The sequence below is a fragment of the Rhodoferax sp. U2-2l genome (genome assembly GCF_020594515.1).
GTDB lineage: Bacteria > Pseudomonadota > Gammaproteobacteria > Burkholderiales > Burkholderiaceae_C > Rhodoferax.
This window is the reverse complement of record NZ_JAJCTH010000021.1, coordinates 1-17,035: the sequence shown is the minus strand read 5'-3', so window position 1 is coordinate 17,035 and position 17,035 is coordinate 1. Positions and strand designations below refer to the sequence as shown.

Here is a 17,035-nt window from a genome sequence, read left to right as displayed (position 1 = left end):
GGGTCGGCCAGACGCTGGGGCGGCTGTTTCACGAGGCGGGTGTGTTCAGCATCCAGGCGGTGGTGGCGCGCTCTGACGCCAGCGCGCGGGCCGCGGCGGCCTTCATCGGGGCCGGTCTGCCTGGCACTGCCGCGCCGCAGCACCCCAAGCTGCCAGACGCCGATGTGTGGATGCTGTCGGTGCCCGACAGTCAACTGGCAGCGCTGGCCGCCAGTTTGGCCGCCCATGCCATCGCGGGCCAGCGTCATCCTTTGGCGTTCCATTGCAGCGGCGCCTTGGGCTCTGACGCGCTGGGGCCGCTACGCGACGCGGGCTGGCAGGTGGCCAGCGCGCACCCACTGCTGAGTTTTGCCAGCCCGGCGTTGGCCGCAGGGCAATTTGCCGGCACGCCCTGCGCGCTCGAAGGTGATACCGCAGCCTTGTCGGAACTGGGCGCCGCTTTCAGCCGCATCGGTGGCCGGTGCTTCACCCTGGCCGCGCAAGACAAACTGCTCTACCACGCCGGTGCGGTGTTTGCCACCAACTTTTTGCCGGTGCTGCAAGACCTGGCCGAGCGTTTGTGGCAGCGCAGCGGCATGCCCGAAGATCTGGCGCAGCAGCTGCGCACCACCTTGCTGCACAACGCGGTGAACAACATCGTGGCGCTGGGCCCGCAGGCTGCGCTCACCGGCCCGGCAGCACGGGGCGACGTGGCCCTGGTGGCCCGTCAGGCGCAGGCCGTTGCCCACTGGTGCCCTGAGGCCGGTGCTGCCTACGCCGCCTTGAGCCAACTTGCCAGCGCGCTGGCGCACCCGCAGCCTGCCGCCAGCGCTCAAAGGTTGCCCACCCATGGATGACCAGCATGGATGGCCCCGGATCAAGCGCGTGGTAGGCGCCTCGGGTCCGCCATGACTAACGGGACGCTGGTTTTCTTTGTCATGCCAGCGTAACAACTGATGTTTTTTTCGCCCACTCCTGCTATATTGCACTGCAACATTTCTTCCATCCAAAGGCTCTCCCGTGCTCTATAAATTTTATGAAACCCAGCGCTCGCTGATGGAGCCGCTGACCGATTTGGCCGCCTCGGCTGCCAAGCTGTATGCCAACCCACAGTCCATTTGGGGCCAGCACCCGTTGTCACAGCGTATTTCGGCGGGTTATGACCTGCTGCACCGCCTGGGTAAAGACTATGAAAAGCCGGAGTTCGGCCTGCGCACCGCCGATGTGGACGGGGTGGATGTGGCCATCCATGAACGGGTGGAGCTGAAAAAGCCCTTTTGCGAGCTGCGCCGCTTCAAGCGTTACACCGACGACCAGGCCACGCTGTCCAAGCTGAAAGACCAGCCCGCCGTGCTGATCGTGGCGCCCCTCTCGGGCCACTACGCCACGTTGTTGCGCGACACCGTGCGCACCATGCTCAAGGACCACAAGGTCTACATCACCGACTGGACCAATGCCCGCCTGGTGCCCTTGAGTGAAGGCGACTTCCACCTGGATGACTACGTCAACTATGTGCAGGAATTCATCCGCCATGTGCAAAAGCTCTATGGCAACTGCCATGTGATGAGTGTTTGCCAACCCACCGTGCCGGTGCTGGCGGCCGTGTCGCTGATGGCCAGCCGGGGCGAGTTGACCCCGTTGAGCATGGTGATGATGGGCGGCCCGATTGACGCCCGCAAGTCACCCACCAAAGTCAACAACTTGGCCATGAACAAGAAACTGGACTGGTTTGAGCGCCACGTGATCTACCGCGTGCCCACACGTTTCCCCGGTGCCGGGCGCAAGGTGTACCCGGGTTTTTTGCAGCACTCAGGCTTTGTCGCCATGAACCCGAGCAACCACGCCCGTAGCCATTACGACTATTTCCAGGACCTGATCAAGGGTGACCGCTCCAGCGCCCAAAGCCACCGCCAGTTTTACGACGAATACAACGCCGTGCTGGACATGGATGCCAACTACTACTTGCAAACCATCCAGACCGTGTTCCAGGACTTCAAGCTGGTCAACGGCACCTGGGACGTGCGCGGTGTGGACGGCCAGATTGAGCATGTGAACCCCAACGACATCAAGACCACTGCGCTGTTGAGCGTGGAAGGTGAGCTGGACGACATTTCCGGCTCGGGCCAGACCGAGGCGGTACACAGCATCTGTGGCGGCGTCCCCAAAACCATGCAGGCGCATTTTGAGGTGGAAGGTGCCGGCCACTACGGCATTTTTGCCGGGCGCCGCTGGCGCGAGATGGTGTACCCGAAGGTGAAGGCGTTCATCCTGCGTTACCAGCCGCAGTCCGTGGCGAGCACACCGGCCCCGCTGCCCAGCCCAGCTTCGGCCAAACCGGCTCCCCGCAAAAAGGCCGCGCTGCGCACCACATGACCGGTCTGGCCGAGCGACTGCTGGCGGCGCTGCCGCACACGCAATGCACCCGCTGCGGTTACCCAGACTGCGCTGCCTACGCGCACGCCATCACACAAGGTGACGCCGACATCAACCAGTGCCCGCCCGGTGGCGCGGAAGGTGTCAGGCGGCTGGCAGCCCTCACGGGCCAAAGCGTGAAGCCGCTCAACCCGGACAACGGTCTGGAGGCGCCGCGCAGCATGATGTGGATCGACGAGGACTGGTGTATTGGTTGCACGCTCTGCATCAAGGCCTGCCCGGTGGACGCCATCGTGGGCGCCAACAAGCTGATGCACACGGTGTTGGAGACCTACTGCACCGGCTGCGCCTTGTGTTTGCCGGTGTGCCCGGTGGACTGTATCCAAGTGGAAAACGCAACCGGCACCGCCACCGGCTGGGCCGCCTGGTCAGCCGCCGCTGCCGACCAAGCCCGTGATCGTTATGCTTTTCATAACAACCGGGTCCAACGGAACGAACAGGAAAACAACACCAAACTGGAGACCAAGGCACCGGTCGAACCGGCTGACCTGGCCCATCACACCCAACACACCGATGCCGGTGTGCTGGACAAAAAGCGCGCCGTGATTGAAGCCGCGTTGGCCCGCGCCCGGGCCAAACGCACCCACCAAGCCGCAGACATGGACGCCGGGCTTAACCCGGCATCCCTGCCTTAACCCGCCAGCTTGGCAAACGCCTCGATCACTTCCGGGGGCGCCTGCACCATCTCGATCAGCACACCTTCACCGCTGATCGGGAACTCTTCATTGCCCTTGGGGTGCAAAAAGCAGATGTCAAACCCGGCCGCGCCCTTGCGGATGCCACCGGGTGCAAACCGCACACCTTGGGCAGTGAGCCATTCCACGGCCTTGGGCAGGTCGTCGATCCAGATGCCCACGTGGTTCAGCGGCGTGGCGTGCACCGCGGGCTTTTTATCGATGTCCACCGGTTGCATCAGGTCCACCTCGACCTTGAACGGGCCCTTGCCCATGGCGCAAATGTCTTCGTCGACGTTTTCACGCTCGCTTTTGAAGGTGCCGGTCAGCTCCAGCCCGAGCATGTCCACCCACAGTGTTTGCAGGCGCTGCTTGCTGGTGGCGCCAATGGCGATCTGCTGGATGCCCAGCACTTTGAAGGGGCGAAGGGTGTCGCTCATGGTGACCTCTTTCCAAATGACGTGATATCAAAGTTAGAGCTGCCAGCCCTGGATGGATAACGGCTGGCAACCTGGCTTCTTTTAAACAAACTCGACAATGGGCTGGTCCACCGCCAGGCTTTCACCCTTGTTGGCCAGCACTTTGCCCACCACGCCATCGGCCGTGGCGAACAGCACATTTTCCATCTTCATGGCTTCGATCACCGCCACACGTTCACCCGCCACCACTTTTTGGCCGGGCTGCACCGCCACCTCGACCAACAGGCCCGGCATCGGTGACAACACATAACGGCTCATGTCCGGCGGGGCTTTGTAAGGCATCAGCGCGTGCAGTTCGGCAGCGCGCGGCAGCAGCACCATCATGTCCAGCTGGGTGCCGTTGTGGATGACGCGAATGGCCAGTGGTTTTTTCGGTGTGCCACGCTCCACTTGGGCGGTGAAATGCTCACCGTTGCAGGTGCCCACCATGCGCACCTGGCCAAACTTGGTTTCACTGTGAATTTCGTAGCTGTTGTCGCCCACAATCATGCGGCCCGAGCGGGTTTTGTCGTTGAACTCGGCAAAGTGCACGGGGTAGGAGGTGCCGTTGCCTTGCTGGCCGATCGTCACCGCTACAAAGTCGTTGCCAATACGCAGTTCGTGGCCTTCGAGCTGACCACTGATGGCTTTGGAGCGGCTCAGGTAACGGCGGTTGACAAACGCGGCCAGCGCCACCAGAAACTCCACATCGGTGTGCGGCACGTCTTCGGCGCGGAAACCTTTGCCGTAGTTTTCAGCGATGAAGCCCGTGTTGAAATCACCAGCGACAAATTTCGGGTGCGCCAGCAGCGCGGCCTGGAACGGGATGTTGCTCGACACGCCGCGGATCACAAAGCCATTGAGCGCTTCACGCATCTTGGCAATGGCTTCCAGGCGGTCTTTGCCATGCACGATGAGCTTGGCGATCATCGAGTCGTAATACATCGGGATTTCGCCGCCGTCCTGCACACCGGTGTCCACCCGCACGCCGTGCCACTTCGACACGTCAGAGGCAAACATGGTTTCTTGCGGTGGCTGGAACTTGACCAGGCGGCCGGTGGAGGGCAAAAAGTTGCGGAACGGGTCTTCCGCGTTGATGCGGCACTCCATGGCCCAGCCGTCGCGCTTGACGTCGGCTTGGGTCAAGGGCAGCGGCTCGCCCGCGGCCACGCGGATCATCAGCTCCACCAGGTCCAGCCCGGTGATGCACTCGGTCACCGGGTGCTCCACCTGCAGACGGGTGTTCATCTCCAGGAAGTAGAACGACTGGTCTTTGCCCACAACAAATTCGACCGTGCCGGCGCTCTGGTACTTGACCGCCTTGGCCAGTGCCACGGCCTGCTCACCCATGGCTTTGCGGGTGGCATCAGAAATGAAGGGGCTGGGCGCCTCTTCAATCACCTTCTGGTGACGGCGCTGGATGGAGCATTCACGCTCGTTGAGGTACACCACATTGCCCTGGCTGTCGCCAATCAACTGGATTTCGATGTGGCGGGGTTCTTCGACAAATTTTTCGATGAACACGCGGTCGTCACCAAAGCTGTTGCGTGCTTCGTTCTTGCAGCTGGTGAAGCCTTCAAACGCTTCCTTGTCGTTGAACGCCACCCGCAGCCCCTTGCCACCGCCACCGGCGCTGGCCTTGATCATGACCGGGTAACCAATGCTTTTGGCGATTTCGACCGCTTGCTCGGCGGTGTCGATGGCGTCGTTCACGCCGGGGATGCAGTTCACACCGGCGAGGCCCGCGAGTTTTTTGGACTCGATCTTGTCACCCATGGCAGCAATCGAGTGGTGTTTGGGGCCGATGAAAACAATGCCCTCTTCTTCAATACGTTTGGCAAAAGCGGCGTTTTCGCTCAGAAAGCCGTAGCCCGGGTGCACGGCCTGTGCCCCCGTCTGTTTGCAGGCGGCAATGATCTTGTCGACCACCAGGTAGCTGTCGCGGCTGGGTGCCGGGCCAATCAGCACCGACTCGTCGGCCAATTCAACATGGCGCGCGTCGCGGTCAGCTTCAGAATAAACAGCCACCGTCTTGATGCCCATCTTGCGGGCAGTGAGGATGACGCGGCAGGCGATTTCACCGCGGTTGGCGATCAGAATTTTGGTAAACATGGTTTTCCTAGCGATTTTCAGTCTGCAAATATGATTTTTGGTCAGCAAATATGGGTATCAGGTACGGCGGCCTGCGGACCCCACGCTCGAATACCTGCTGCCCAGCAGGCGTGGGCTGTCTGGGCGTTTTGCGCAGGTCAAGGAGGAGCGCGCAGCGCGGGGGACACGGAGCAAAGCGCCCGGACAGCCCGCGCCAGCGAAATCAAAGCGATTCGGCGTGCACATCACAAAAATTACAGCGGAATATTGCCGTGTTTGCGCCAAGGGTTCTCGATTTTTTTCTCGCGCAGCATGACCAGACTGCGGCAAATGCGCTTGCGGGTTTCGTGCGGCTGGATCACGTCGTCAATGAAGCCGCGGGCACCCGCCACAAACGGGTTGGCAAAGCGTTTTTTGTATTCGGCCTCTCTGGCGGCCAGCTTTTCTGGGTCGCCCTTGTCTTCGCGGAAGATGATTTCCACCGCGCCCTTGGCACCCATCACCGCAATTTCAGCATTGGGCCAGGCCAAATTGACGTCGCCACGCAGGTGTTTGGAGCTCATCACGTCATACGCACCGCCGTAAGCCTTGCGGGTGATGAGGGTGATCTTGGGTACGGTGCACTCGGCGTAGGCATACAGCAGCTTGGCGCCGTGTTTGATGATGCCGCCGTACTCTTGCGCGGTGCCGGGCATGAAGCCGGGCACGTCCACAAAAGTGATCACCGGGATGTTGAAGGCGTCGCAGAAACGCACAAAACGCGCCGCCTTGATGGCACTCTTGATGTCCAGGCAACCGGCCAGCACCAGCGGCTGGTTGGCCACAAAACCGACCGTCTGACCTTCCATGCGGCCAAAACCGATGATGATGTTTTTGGCGTATTCGGGCTGCAGCTCAAAGAAATCGCCGTCATCCACCGTCTTGGTGATCAGCTCTTTCATGTCGTAGGCCTTGTTGGGGTTGTCAGGCACCAGCGTGTCCAGACTGAAGTCTTGCCGGTCAGCCGGGTCGCCGCTCTTACGCACCGGCGGCTTCTCGCGGTTGTTGAGCGGTAGGTAGTTGTACAGGCGGCGCAACATCAGCAGCGCTTCCACATCGTTCTCGAAAGCCATGTCGGCCACGCCGCTCTTGGTGGAGTGGCTGATGGCGCCGCCCAGCTCTTCCGCGGTCACGTCTTCGTGCGTGACGGTTTTGACCACTTCGGGGCCGGTCACAAACATGTAGCTCGAATCTTTCACCATGAAGATGAAATCGGTCATGGCCGGGGAATACACCGCACCACCCGCGCACGGGCCCATGATCATGCTGATTTGCGGAATCACGCCGCTGGCCATCACATTGCGCTGGAACACATCGGCATAACCGCCCAGGGACGCCACACCCTCCTGAATGCGCGCGCCACCCGAGTCGTTCAAACCGATGACAGGCGCACCCACCTTCATCGCCTGGTCCATGATCTTGCAAATTTTTTCAGCGTGGGCCTCCGACAACGCGCCGCCAAACACGGTGAAGTCCTGACTGAACACAAACACCAGGCGCCCGCTGATCATGCCGTAACCAGTGACCACACCGTCACCGGGAATCTTGTTGTCTTCCATCCCGAAGTCGATACAACGGTGCTCGACAAACATGTCCCATTCTTCGAACGTGCCTTCATCGAGCAGCATCTCGATGCGCTCGCGGGCGGTGAGCTTGCCCTTTTTGTGCTGGGCATCGATACGCTTTTGGCCGCCACCAAGGCGGGCGAGTTCGCGCTTTTTGTCAAGAAGTTGAATGATGTCGTGCATGGTTGAAGTCTCGGAGGTCAGGAAAAGTCAAGGAAAACAATGATTTTGAAAGCTGCCGGTCGTCACAGCCCCTGGGCTGCCAGCATGTTGCGCGCCGCTGTCGAGGCCGCCATGCGGCCCTCAAGCACCTCTTGCGTGAGCTTGGGCAACAGCGCTTGAACCGCCGGATGCTGCCTGAACGCTTGTTTCAGACCCGCGTCAATACGCTCCCACATCCAGGCCAGCGCTTGGCTTTGCCGGCGGGCGCCCTGCTTGCCGTTGGCCAGTTGCAAGGTTTGGAAGTCATGCACCTTGGTCCAGAACGCCGCCACGCCAGTGCCCTGCAAGGCGCTGAGCTGGATCACCTGGGGGTGCCAGACGGCTTCGTTGTGGTGAGCGTTGTCGGGGTTGCCATGCAGGCCGAGCAGGCGCAGGCTGGAGGTGATCTGCGCCTGCGCGCGGGTGGCGGCGTTGGCATCCAGATCCGCCTTGTTGATGACCACCAGGTCGGCGAGTTCCATCACACCTTTTTTGATGGCCTGCAGATCGTCACCCGCGTTGGGCAATTGCAGCAGCACAAACATATCGGTCATGTTGGCCACGGTGGTCTCGGATTGCCCGACGCCCACGGTTTCCACAATCACCACGTCGTAACCGGCAGCCTCGCAGACCAGCATGGCTTCGCGGGTTTTTTCGGCCACACCACCCAGCGTGCCGCTGCTGGGACTGGGTCGGATGTAGGCTTGCGGGTGGACGGACAGGTGTTCCATGCGGGTCTTGTCACCCAGAATCGAGCCGCCCGAGACGCTGCTGGACGGGTCCACCGCCAGCACCGCCACCCGGTGGCCCTGGCTGATTAGGTACAAACCCAGCGCTTCGATGAAGGTGGATTTACCCACCCCCGGCACACCGCTGATGCCCAGCCGAAACGATTGGCCGGTGTGCGGCAGCAGGGCCGTCAGCAACGCATCGGCCTGTGCCCGGTGGTCACTGCGGGTGGACTCCAGCAGGGTGATGGCCTTGGCCATGGCACGGCGCTGGCGTGGTGCCTCACCCTGCAGAATGTCCTGCAGCCAGGCGTTTGAAGGGACAAGTGACGGTCTTACCGGGTCCGGTCGATGGGTCTCAAGCATCTTGAAGGCGGGGATGTGGGTCAGTACCGGCCGCTTTAGCCCAAGGCCTTTTTGATTTGCTCGAGCACGTCCTTGGCGCTGGCCGGAATCGGTGTGCCCGGGCCGTAGATGCCCTTGACACCCGCTTCATACAACACGTCATAGTCCTGACGCGGGATCACGCCGCCAACAAACACCACGATGTCATCCGCACCCTGCTTTTTCAGCTCGGCAATGATGGCGGGCACCAGCGTCTTGTGACCAGCAGCCAGCGTCGAAACACCAACCGCGTGCACATCGTTTTCGATGGCCTGGCGGGCACATTCTTCGGGCGTCTGAAACAGGGGGCCAATGTCCACGTCAAAGCCGAGGTCGGCAAACGCGGTGGAGACCACCTTGGCACCCCGGTCATGGCCATCCTGACCCAGTTTGGCAATCATCACCCGCGGGCGGCGACCTTGGGCGGTGGCGAAGTCAGCGATTTCGGCTTTGAGTTTGTCCCAACCTTCGGCGCTGTCATAAGCGGCTGCGTACACACCGGTCACCTTTTGTGTATCGGCGCGGTGGCGCCCGAACGATTTTTCCATGGCGTCGCTGACCTCCCCCACGGTGGCGCGGGCGCGCATGGCGTTGATGGTCAGCTCCAGCAGGTTACCCTGGCCGCTGGCTGCGGCGCTCTCGATCGCTGCCAGCGCTTGCTGCACATGTGCGGCATCACGTCTTTGCTTGATGGCGTTGAGCCGGGCGATTTGTGAATCACGCACCGCCACGTTGTCAATGTCGCGCGCTTCAATGGCGTCTTCGGTCTTGAGCTTGTATTTGTTGACGCCAACGATGACGTCTTTGCCACTGTCGATGCGCGCTTGTTTTTGCGCAGCCGCGGCTTCGATCTTGAGCTTGGCCCAGCCCGAATCCACGGCCTTGGTCATGCCACCCATCGCTTCAACTTCTTCGATGATGGCCCAGGCGGCGTCCGCCATGTCTTGCGTGAGCTTTTCCATCATGTAGCTGCCCGCCCAGGGGTCGATCACGCTGGTGATGTGGGTTTCTTCCTGGATGATCAGTTGGGTGTTGCGCGCAATCCGGCTGGAAAACTCGGTCGGCAAGGCGATGGCTTCGTCAAACGAGTTGGTGTGCAGGCTTTGTGTGCCGCCAAACACCGCAGCCATGGCCTCGATGGTGGTGCGCACCACATTGTTGTAGGGGTCTTGTTCGGTCAAGCTCCAGCCGCTGGTCTGGCTGTGGGTGCGCAGCATCAGGCTCTTGGGTTTTTTGGCATCGAAGCCCTTCATGATGCGACACCACAACAGGCGCGCCGCACGCATCTTGGCCACCTCCAGGTAGAAGTTCATACCCACCGCCCAGAAGAAGCTCAGGCGGCCGGCAAAATCGTCCACGTCCATGCCCTTGGCAATGGCGGTTTTGACGTATTCCTTGCCGTCCGCCAGGGTGAAGGCGAGTTCCAGCGCCTGATTCGCGCCAGCCTCCTGCATGTGGTAACCGCTGATGCTGATCGAGTTGAACTTCGGCATGTTTTTGGCCGTGTACTCGATGATGTCGCCAATGATTTTCATCGACGGCTCGGGCGGGTAGATGTAGGTGTTGCGCACCATGAACTCTTTCAGAATGTCGTTCTGAATCGTTCCGCTCAACTTGTCCTGACTCACGCCCTGCTCTTCCGCCGCCACCACATAACCCGCCAACACCGGCAACACCGCGCCGTTCATGGTCATGGACACGCTCACCTTGTCCAACGGTATCTCGTTGAACAAAATCTTCATGTCTTCCACTGAATCGATGGCCACGCCGGCCTTGCCGACATCGCCGGTCACGCGTGGGTGATCGGAGTCGTAACCGCGGTGGGTGGCCAGATCGAACGCCACACTGACACCCTGACCGCCAGCAGCCAAGGCCTTGCGGTAAAAAGCATTCGATTCTTCAGCGGTGGAAAAACCTGCGTACTGACGAATAGTCCAAGGGCGCACTGCGTACATCGTGGCTTGCGGACCCCGCACATAAGGCTCAAAGCCAGGCAAGGTGTTGCTATAGGGCAGCGCTTGGGTGTCTTCCGCGGTGTACAACGGCTTGACGCTGATGCCATCAGGCGTGACCCAGTTCAGTGCATCCACATCGCCATGGGGTGCTGACTTGGCGGCGGCCTTGGCCCAGGCCTGGAGGTCAGCGGTTTGGAATTCGGGGGCTTTTTGTGTCATTTCAGGAGACTCCAATCGGAGGTTCAAACAGTACCCCGACACCACAAAACCTGCAATGGCGGGGTGGGATACAGCCTATGGAGTTTACGTTATTTATAATTATTGATACAAAAAATTCCGCCCACCTTACAATTTCAGCGATGGCCGCACACTCCTTAGCTCCCCGGGCACTTTATGAAGAAGTGGCTGAATTATTGCGGCAACGTATTTTCAGTCATGAGCTGGAACCCGGCAGTTGGATTGACGAGCTCAAAATTGCCGAGGCTTACGGCATCAGCCGCACGCCGCTGCGTGAAGCCTTGAAAGTGTTGGCTGCGGAAGGCTTGGTCACCATGAAGGTTCGCCGTGGCGCCTATGTGACCGAAGTATCGGACCGCGACCTGAAAGACGTTTACCACCTGCTCGGCCTGCTCGAATCCGACGCCGCCGCCGTGGTGGCGCAAAGCGCAACAGACGCCCAACTGCAAAAATTGCAAGTCTTGCATGATGCACTGGAACAGTCAGCGCAGCCCGAGCATGTCAATCTCGAGCAGTTTTTCATTGCCAACGAGCAGTTTCATATGCTGCTGCTGGACATTGCCGACAACCGCTGGCGCAACCAGATGGTGGCCGACTTGCGCAAGGTGATGAAACTCAATCGACACAACTCGTTATTGAAGTCTGGCCGCGTGGCAGAGTCACTGAACGAACACCGAGCTTTGATGGCAGCTTTGCAGGCGCGGGACGCCGATGAATGCCGCCAACGCATGATGGCGCATTTCAAAAACGGCTTGGAAGCCGCAAACTGATGTGTTGGAAATGGCGAGGGCAACTGCGTTGATGGCCTGCCCGGAGGGGATCGAACCCCCGACCCACAGCTTAGAAGGCTGTTGCTCTATCCAACTGAGCTACGGGCAGAGATCACGAGAATTGAATGGTCGGGGCGAAAGGATTCGAACCTTCGACCCTCTGGTCCCAAACCAGATGCGCTACCAGGCTGCGCTACGCCCCGACTTCACTATTGTAATGTGTCGCGGCCTGGTTTTTCCCTCAATGACCCCTGACACGAAACATCTCTTTTTGTTTGCGCCAATTTATTACCGCTCGCACGCGGCCTGTGGACCTGCCACCCGATGAGTATTGATCACCCGACGTTGCCATGGCTGGAGCCAGGCGATCCGTTCCCCAGTGTCGATCTCACTTGGGGAAGCCACTCTGATGCGCCCGGCTTGTTGTGCGCCGGTGGCGATTTGTCCGTCGCCACGCTACGGCGCGCCTACGGATCGGGTATCTTTCCATGGTTCAGCCAGGGTCAACCTGTGTTGTGGTGGAGCCCCGCGCCAAGAATGGTGCTGGATGTGGCTGACTTCAAATTGCATCCTTCGCTGAAAAAGCGGATCAGGCAATTTGCCCGATCATCCACCGCCGAAATCAGGGTCGACTCGGCGTTTGATGCGGTTATCCAAGCTTGTGCAGCCAGTGATCGATCTGGTCAGTCGGGTACATGGATCGTGCCAGCCATGGTGCAGGCCTACATCCGCCTGCATCAGGCCGGGTTGGCACACAGTGTCGAGACCTGGGTGGACGGCGAACTGGTGGGCGGCTTGTATTTTGTCGCCTTGGGGCGCGCCGTTTTTGGCGAGTCGATGTTTCACCGCGCGACCGATGCCTCAAAAATTGCACTGGCAGCACTTGTGGCCATGTGCCGCAGCTTGGGTGTGCAGCATATCGACTGTCAACAAAATACACCCCATCTGGCCTCGATGGGTGCCGCAGAAATTCCAAGATCGGTCTTTGTTGACCGTGTGGCGCGTGCACAGTCCATGCCATCGCCGGTGTGGCGATTCTCGCCCGTATACTGGACCGGTCTTCTGGCTTCCACCTCTGCCACAACGTGAACCATTCACAGCGATTTGTCACAGACATTCAGTACTACACGACCGCAGCCTACCCTTGCAGTTACCTGAATGGGCAAATGGCCCGATCACAGGTGGCTGCGCCCAGTGAAGCTATCGACGCCGTGAACTATGACGTACTGATCCGGCATGGCTTCAGACGCAGTGGTTCCTTTGTCTATCGCCCCCAGTGTGACAGTTGCAGCGCCTGCCTGTCCATTCGACTGCCAGTGGCAAACTTCCAGCCCAATCGAAGCCAGAAACGCGCCTGGAAGCAGCACGCCTCGCTGGTGTGCCGTGTGATCGAACCCACTTTTTCCAGCGAACACTACGATCTTTACAAACGCTATCAAAAGTCCCGCCATCCCGGTGGCGGCATGGACATTGATGACGAAACCCAGTACACAGACTTTCTGGTGCGCAGCAAAGTGCGCTCTTGGATGGTGGAGTTTCGTGAGCCATCCACCCAGCAACAACCCGGAGAGCTGAAGATGGTGTCCATCATCGACCAACTGCACGATGGCTTGTCAGCGGTCTACACCTTTTACACACCGGAACCGGGTCAGAATCTGGGCACCTTCAATGTGCTTTGGCAAATCCAACAAGCGCAGGCCATGAACTTGCGCTATCTGTATCTGGGTTACTGGATTGAAGGTTGTCAAAAAATGGCCTACAAATCCCACTTCAAACCGTATGAACTCATGTTGAACGGCACCTGGCAACCCATGCCCAGAATTTCATAAGGTAAAATCTGCCGATAATTTGTTGGGGGTTGTATGCGAGAGGCAGATCCGGGAGTTGTTTCATTACCTACCGTTCAGGTTATTGAACGGATGTTCACATTGATTGATATTTTGGCGTCGCGCGAAGAGGCCATGTCACTCAAGGAGATCAGCGAAAAGGCGGGGTTACACGCATCAACTGCCCATCGCATCCTCAACGATCTCGCCACCGGGCGTTTTGTCGATCGTCCCCAAGCTGGCAATTACCGCTTAGGCATGCGATTGCTGGAACTGGGCAATCTGGTCAAGAACCGGCTCAACGTGCGTGATGCGGCGCTGGAACCCATGCGCGAGTTGCATCGCATCACACAACAACCCGTCAATTTGAGCATGCGCCAAGGCGACGAAATCGTGTATGTCGAGCGCGCCTACAGCGAGCGTTCCGGCATGCAGGTCATACGGGCGATTGGTGGCCGGGCGCCCTTGCACCTGACATCCGTGGGCAAGCTCTTTCTGGCATCGGATGACCCACAAAAAATCCGCGCCTACGCCACCCGAACCGGTCTGGCGGGCCACACCAAAAACAGTTTGACGCAATTGTCGACACTTGAAAAGGAATTGAGCAAGGTCCGCCGGGAAACCTACGCCACTGACAACGAAGAGCTTGAGCTGGGTGTGCGATGCATGGCCGCGGGCATCTTTGACGATCAGAAAAAATTGGTCGCGGGCTTGTCCATTTCCGCCCCCGCCAGCCGGATGGATGAAGCGTGGTTGTCGAAACTGATGGCAACCGCTGCCGATATCTCCAGGAATTTGGGCTACCAAACGCCTTAAGGCGCTCACCTGGGGTGTGCGGGCCCGTTGACCATTGGGCCCGATCTAGCCGCCGTGCACGCCTGTGACACCTTTGACAGAAACCGCTTGATCGGTGGACTCCAGCCAGTGGCGAACCCGCTCGGCATCACCCAGGCGGCTCAACTTGCCGGCGGAATCCAGAAAAACCATGATCAACTTGCGCCCGGCCACGCTGGCCTGCATCACCAGACAACGTCCTGCCTCAGAGATGTAGCCCGTCTTTTGCAGCCCGATATCCCAGGTGGGATTTTTGACCAACCGGTTGGTGTTGTTGAATTGAAGCATGCGATTGCCCACTTCCACCTCGTAGCCTTGTGATGTTGACAGGTCACGCAGCAAAGGATGCCGGTGCGCGACATCCACCAGTTTCACCAGGTCATGCGCACTGGAGCGGTTGCTGCTCGACAAACCGGTGGGCTCCACATAAACCGTGTTGATCATGCCAAGCGCGCGCGCCTTGGCGTTCATTTGCGCAACAAAAGTTGCCATGCCGCCCGGTGCTGTCCTGGCCAGCGCATGGGCTGCCCGGTTTTCACTCGACATCAAAGCCAAGTGCATCAGTTCACCTCGGGTGAGCGAACTTCCGACGCGAAGGCGCGAACTGCTGCCTTTTTCCGTATCCACATCTTCCGAGGTGATACTGATCACCTCATCCATGGGAAGACGCGACTCGCTGATCACCAGACCCGTCATCAACTTGGTCAGTGAAGCAATGGGCAAGACCGCTTTGTCATTTTTGCTGTAGAGCACTTCGTTGGTCTGCTGGTCAACCACCAGAGCCACACTTGATTTCAGGTTAAGCACATCCGATGTGGCATGCAAACCCGCCATCTGACCAAAAGACGGTCTGGCGGCCACCACCACTCGGGCGCGTTGTGGCGCTTTTTTACGGGCCGATGCAACGACCGCCCGGCGCTTGGTCTGCGCCACTGTTTTCTTGGCTTTGGCCGTTTTCGCCTTGACGACATAGGTCTTGGCAACACGGCCCTTGCTGGTCGCAGCTTGAGAAAAAGTCAAGGGCGCCAATGCCAGAGAGACAAAAAGGCCCAATAGACAAATCACCCGGCGAGACTGGTTGCCCAAAGTGAGCTGAAGAAAATTTGTCATGACGAAGGCTCCTGACCGCGCGAAACAGAAAGCGGAAGTTTAAACGGAAAAAGTCTCGCAGTACCAAGTACTTGCGAGACTTTCTTAAACCTTTTAAGTCTGTTTAACCTTGCGCCGCCACCCGGTCTGCTTGACTGCTGAGTTTGTTGAGCGCACTCAGGTAGGCTTTAGCCGAGGCCACCACGATGTCGGGGTCGGCACCCACCCCATTGACCACCCGGCCACTGTTTTGCAGGCGCACCGTCACCTCGCCCTGGCTCTCGGTCGACCCACTGATGGCGTTGACCGAGTACAACACCATGTCAGCACCACTGCTGACCAGCGACTCGATCGCTTTCAGCGAGGCATCGACCGGCCCGTTGCCATCCGACTGACCTTTAAATTCTTTGCCGTCAATGGTCATCACGATGCTGGCGTGCGGGCGTTCACCGGTTTCACTGCTCTGCGCGAGTGACACAAACCCGAGGCGGTCATGGCTTTGGGCGACGTTTTCCTCGCTGACCAGCGCCAGAATGTCTTCGTCAAAAATTTCACTCTTTCGGTCCGCCAGTTCCTTGAACTTGATGAACGCGTTGTTGATCTCGGACTCGCTGTCCATCGTCACACCCAGTTCCTGCAAGCGGAGTTTGAACGCATTACGCCCACTCAACTTGCCCATCACGATCTTGTTGGTGGTCCAGCCCACGTCTTCGGCACGCATGATTTCATAGGTATCGCGGGCTTTCAACACACCGTCCTGATGGATGCCGGACGCATGGGCAAATGCATTCGCACCGACGACGGCCTTGTTGGGCTGCACGACAAAACCGGTGGTCTGGCTGACCAGCCGGCTTGCCGCCACGATGTGTTTGGTATCAATGCCGACATCCAGACCAAAATAGTCCTTGCGTGTTTTGACGGCCATGACAATTTCTTCCAGCGAACAGTTACCCGCACGTTCGCCCAAGCCATTGATGGTGCATTCCACCTGACGCGCGCCGCCGATCTTCACACCGGCCAGCGAGTTGGCCACCGCCATGCCCAGATCATTGTGGCAATGCACCGACCAGATGGCCTTATCACTATTGGGGATGCGTTCCCGCAAGTCCTTGATGAAGTTGCCGTACAGCTCAGGAATGGCATAACCCACGGTGTCGGGCACGTTGATGGTGGTGGCGCCTTCGTTGATGACGGCTTCAAACACCCGGCACAAAAAGTCCGGGTCAGAACGGTACGCGTCCTCGGCGCTGAACTCAATATCACCCATCAGGTTGCGGGCAAACCGCACGGCCAGTTTGGACTGCTCAAACACCTGGTCCGGCGTCATGCGCAACTTCTTCTCCATGTGCAGCGGGCTGGTGGCCAAAAACAGGTGCAACCGGCCCGAGTTGGCGGGCTTGAGCGCCTCCGCAGCACGCGAGATATCACGGTCGCTGGCGCGCGCCAGTGAACAGACGGTGGAATCCTTGACCACTTCGGCAATCGCCTTGATGCACTCGAAGTCGCCGTTGGAACTGGCGGCAAACCCGGCTTCGATCACATCCACCTTCAGACGTTCAAGCTGACGGGCAATGCGCAGCTTTTCGTCACGGGTCATGGAGGCGCCCGGCGACTGCTCGCCGTCGCGCAAGGTGGTGTCAAAAATCACTCTCAAGAAACACCACACAACTGATTGATTTGCATGGTGTTTTCAAACGGGATTTTCAGTAGCCACGAGTTGCATCCCCATGGTCTTGGCACGCTGGGCGAGGTTGTGCAAGACCCGCTGGCGG

At 59.2% G+C, this 17,035-nt stretch carries 14 protein-coding genes and 2 tRNA genes; 7 read left to right on the top strand and 9 right to left on the bottom strand.

The genetic code is table 11. From position 1 onward, the window contains the following. The first annotated feature begins 14 nt into the window (after positions 1-14). The 3 genes from LHU53_RS17370 to rsxB all read left to right on the top strand — a co-directional run bounded on the left by LHU53_RS17370 (position 15) and on the right by rsxB (position 3,047). Positions 15-836, top strand: a complete 822-nt coding sequence (locus tag LHU53_RS17370; RefSeq protein ID WP_227334110.1) for a DUF2520 domain-containing protein — start codon at positions 15-17, stop codon at positions 834-836. A gap of 163 nt (positions 837-999) precedes the next feature. Further along, positions 1,000-2,352 carry a polyhydroxyalkanoate depolymerase gene (locus LHU53_RS17365; RefSeq protein ID WP_227334051.1) on the top strand — a complete coding sequence of 451 codons (1,353 nt, stop codon included), beginning with the start codon at positions 1,000-1,002 and terminating at the stop codon, positions 2,350-2,352. Then, the gene (gene rsxB, locus LHU53_RS17360) at positions 2,349-3,047 is read left to right on the top strand and encodes an electron transport complex subunit RsxB (protein ID WP_227334050.1); all 699 of its coding nucleotides are present in this window, start codon (positions 2,349-2,351) and stop codon (positions 3,045-3,047) included. The genes LHU53_RS17365 and rsxB overlap by 4 nt, the downstream gene beginning before the upstream one ends. On the opposite strand, the gene LHU53_RS17355 is transcribed toward rsxB, so the two are convergent. The 5 genes from LHU53_RS17355 to scpA all read right to left on the bottom strand — a co-directional run bounded on the left by LHU53_RS17355 (position 3,044) and on the right by scpA (position 10,726). Then, positions 3,044-3,526 carry a VOC family protein gene (locus tag LHU53_RS17355; protein WP_227334049.1) on the bottom strand — a complete coding sequence of 161 codons (483 nt, stop codon included), beginning with the start codon at positions 3,524-3,526 and terminating at the stop codon, positions 3,044-3,046. The genes rsxB and LHU53_RS17355 overlap by 4 nt on opposite strands. Positions 3,527-3,607: 81 nt before the next feature. After that, positions 3,608-5,656, bottom strand: coding sequence for an acetyl/propionyl/methylcrotonyl-CoA carboxylase subunit alpha (locus LHU53_RS17350; RefSeq protein ID WP_227334048.1), 2,049 nt, complete (start codon positions 5,654-5,656; stop codon positions 3,608-3,610). A 233-nt stretch (positions 5,657-5,889) separates the two neighbouring features. Next, a complete protein-coding gene (locus LHU53_RS17345) occupies positions 5,890-7,422 on the bottom strand; it encodes an acyl-CoA carboxylase subunit beta (protein WP_227334047.1) in 1,533 nt (510 codons plus the stop codon). Positions 7,423-7,484: 62 nt separating this feature from the next. Continuing rightward, positions 7,485-8,429, bottom strand: a complete 945-nt coding sequence (gene meaB / locus LHU53_RS17340; protein WP_370632341.1) for a methylmalonyl Co-A mutase-associated GTPase MeaB — start codon at positions 8,427-8,429, stop codon at positions 7,485-7,487. 140 nt (positions 8,430-8,569) lie between these two features. Next, the gene (gene scpA, locus LHU53_RS17335; protein WP_227334046.1) at positions 8,570-10,726 is read right to left on the bottom strand and encodes a methylmalonyl-CoA mutase; all 2,157 of its coding nucleotides are present in this window, start codon (positions 10,724-10,726) and stop codon (positions 8,570-8,572) included. Between the two features lie 140 nt (positions 10,727-10,866). On the opposite strand from scpA, the gene LHU53_RS17330 reads away from it, so the two are divergent. Further along, on the top strand, positions 10,867-11,514 hold the full coding sequence (locus LHU53_RS17330; protein ID WP_227334108.1) for a GntR family transcriptional regulator: 648 nt from the start codon (positions 10,867-10,869) through the stop codon (positions 11,512-11,514). Positions 11,515-11,546: 32 nt separating this feature from the next. Here the strand turns inward: LHU53_RS17330 and LHU53_RS17325 are convergent. Next, positions 11,547-11,623 (bottom strand) — tRNA-Arg (locus LHU53_RS17325). Between the two features lie 17 nt (positions 11,624-11,640). Next, positions 11,641-11,717 (bottom strand) — tRNA-Pro (locus tag LHU53_RS17320). Positions 11,718-11,838: 121 nt separating this feature from the next. On the opposite strand from LHU53_RS17320, the gene aat reads away from it, so the two are divergent. Genes aat through LHU53_RS17305 form a run of 3 tightly spaced genes read left to right on the top strand, consistent with a single transcriptional unit; the run spans position 11,839 to position 14,156 of the window. Next, entirely contained in the window at positions 11,839-12,603 is a 765-nt protein-coding gene (gene aat / locus LHU53_RS17315) for a leucyl/phenylalanyl-tRNA--protein transferase (protein ID WP_227334045.1), read from the top strand. After that, positions 12,600-13,343 carry an arginyltransferase gene (locus tag LHU53_RS17310; RefSeq protein WP_227334044.1) on the top strand — a complete coding sequence of 248 codons (744 nt, stop codon included), beginning with the start codon at positions 12,600-12,602 and terminating at the stop codon, positions 13,341-13,343. Before aat ends, LHU53_RS17310 begins: the two co-directional genes overlap by 4 nt. 33 nt (positions 13,344-13,376) lie before the next feature. Beyond that, positions 13,377-14,156 carry an IclR family transcriptional regulator gene (locus tag LHU53_RS17305; RefSeq protein WP_227334043.1) on the top strand — a complete coding sequence of 260 codons (780 nt, stop codon included), beginning with the start codon at positions 13,377-13,379 and terminating at the stop codon, positions 14,154-14,156. Positions 14,157-14,201: 45 nt separating this feature from the next. Here the strand turns inward: LHU53_RS17305 and pbpG are convergent, their stop codons facing one another. Continuing rightward, entirely contained in the window at positions 14,202-15,284 is a 1,083-nt protein-coding gene (pbpG, locus tag LHU53_RS17300) for a D-alanyl-D-alanine endopeptidase (RefSeq protein ID WP_227334042.1), read from the bottom strand. 103 nt (positions 15,285-15,387) lie between these two features. Beyond that, positions 15,388-16,917 (bottom strand): 2-isopropylmalate synthase, encoded by a 1,530-nt coding sequence (locus LHU53_RS17295; RefSeq protein ID WP_227334041.1) that lies wholly within the window; start codon positions 16,915-16,917, stop codon positions 15,388-15,390. Between the last annotated feature and the right edge of the window lie 118 nt (positions 16,918-17,035).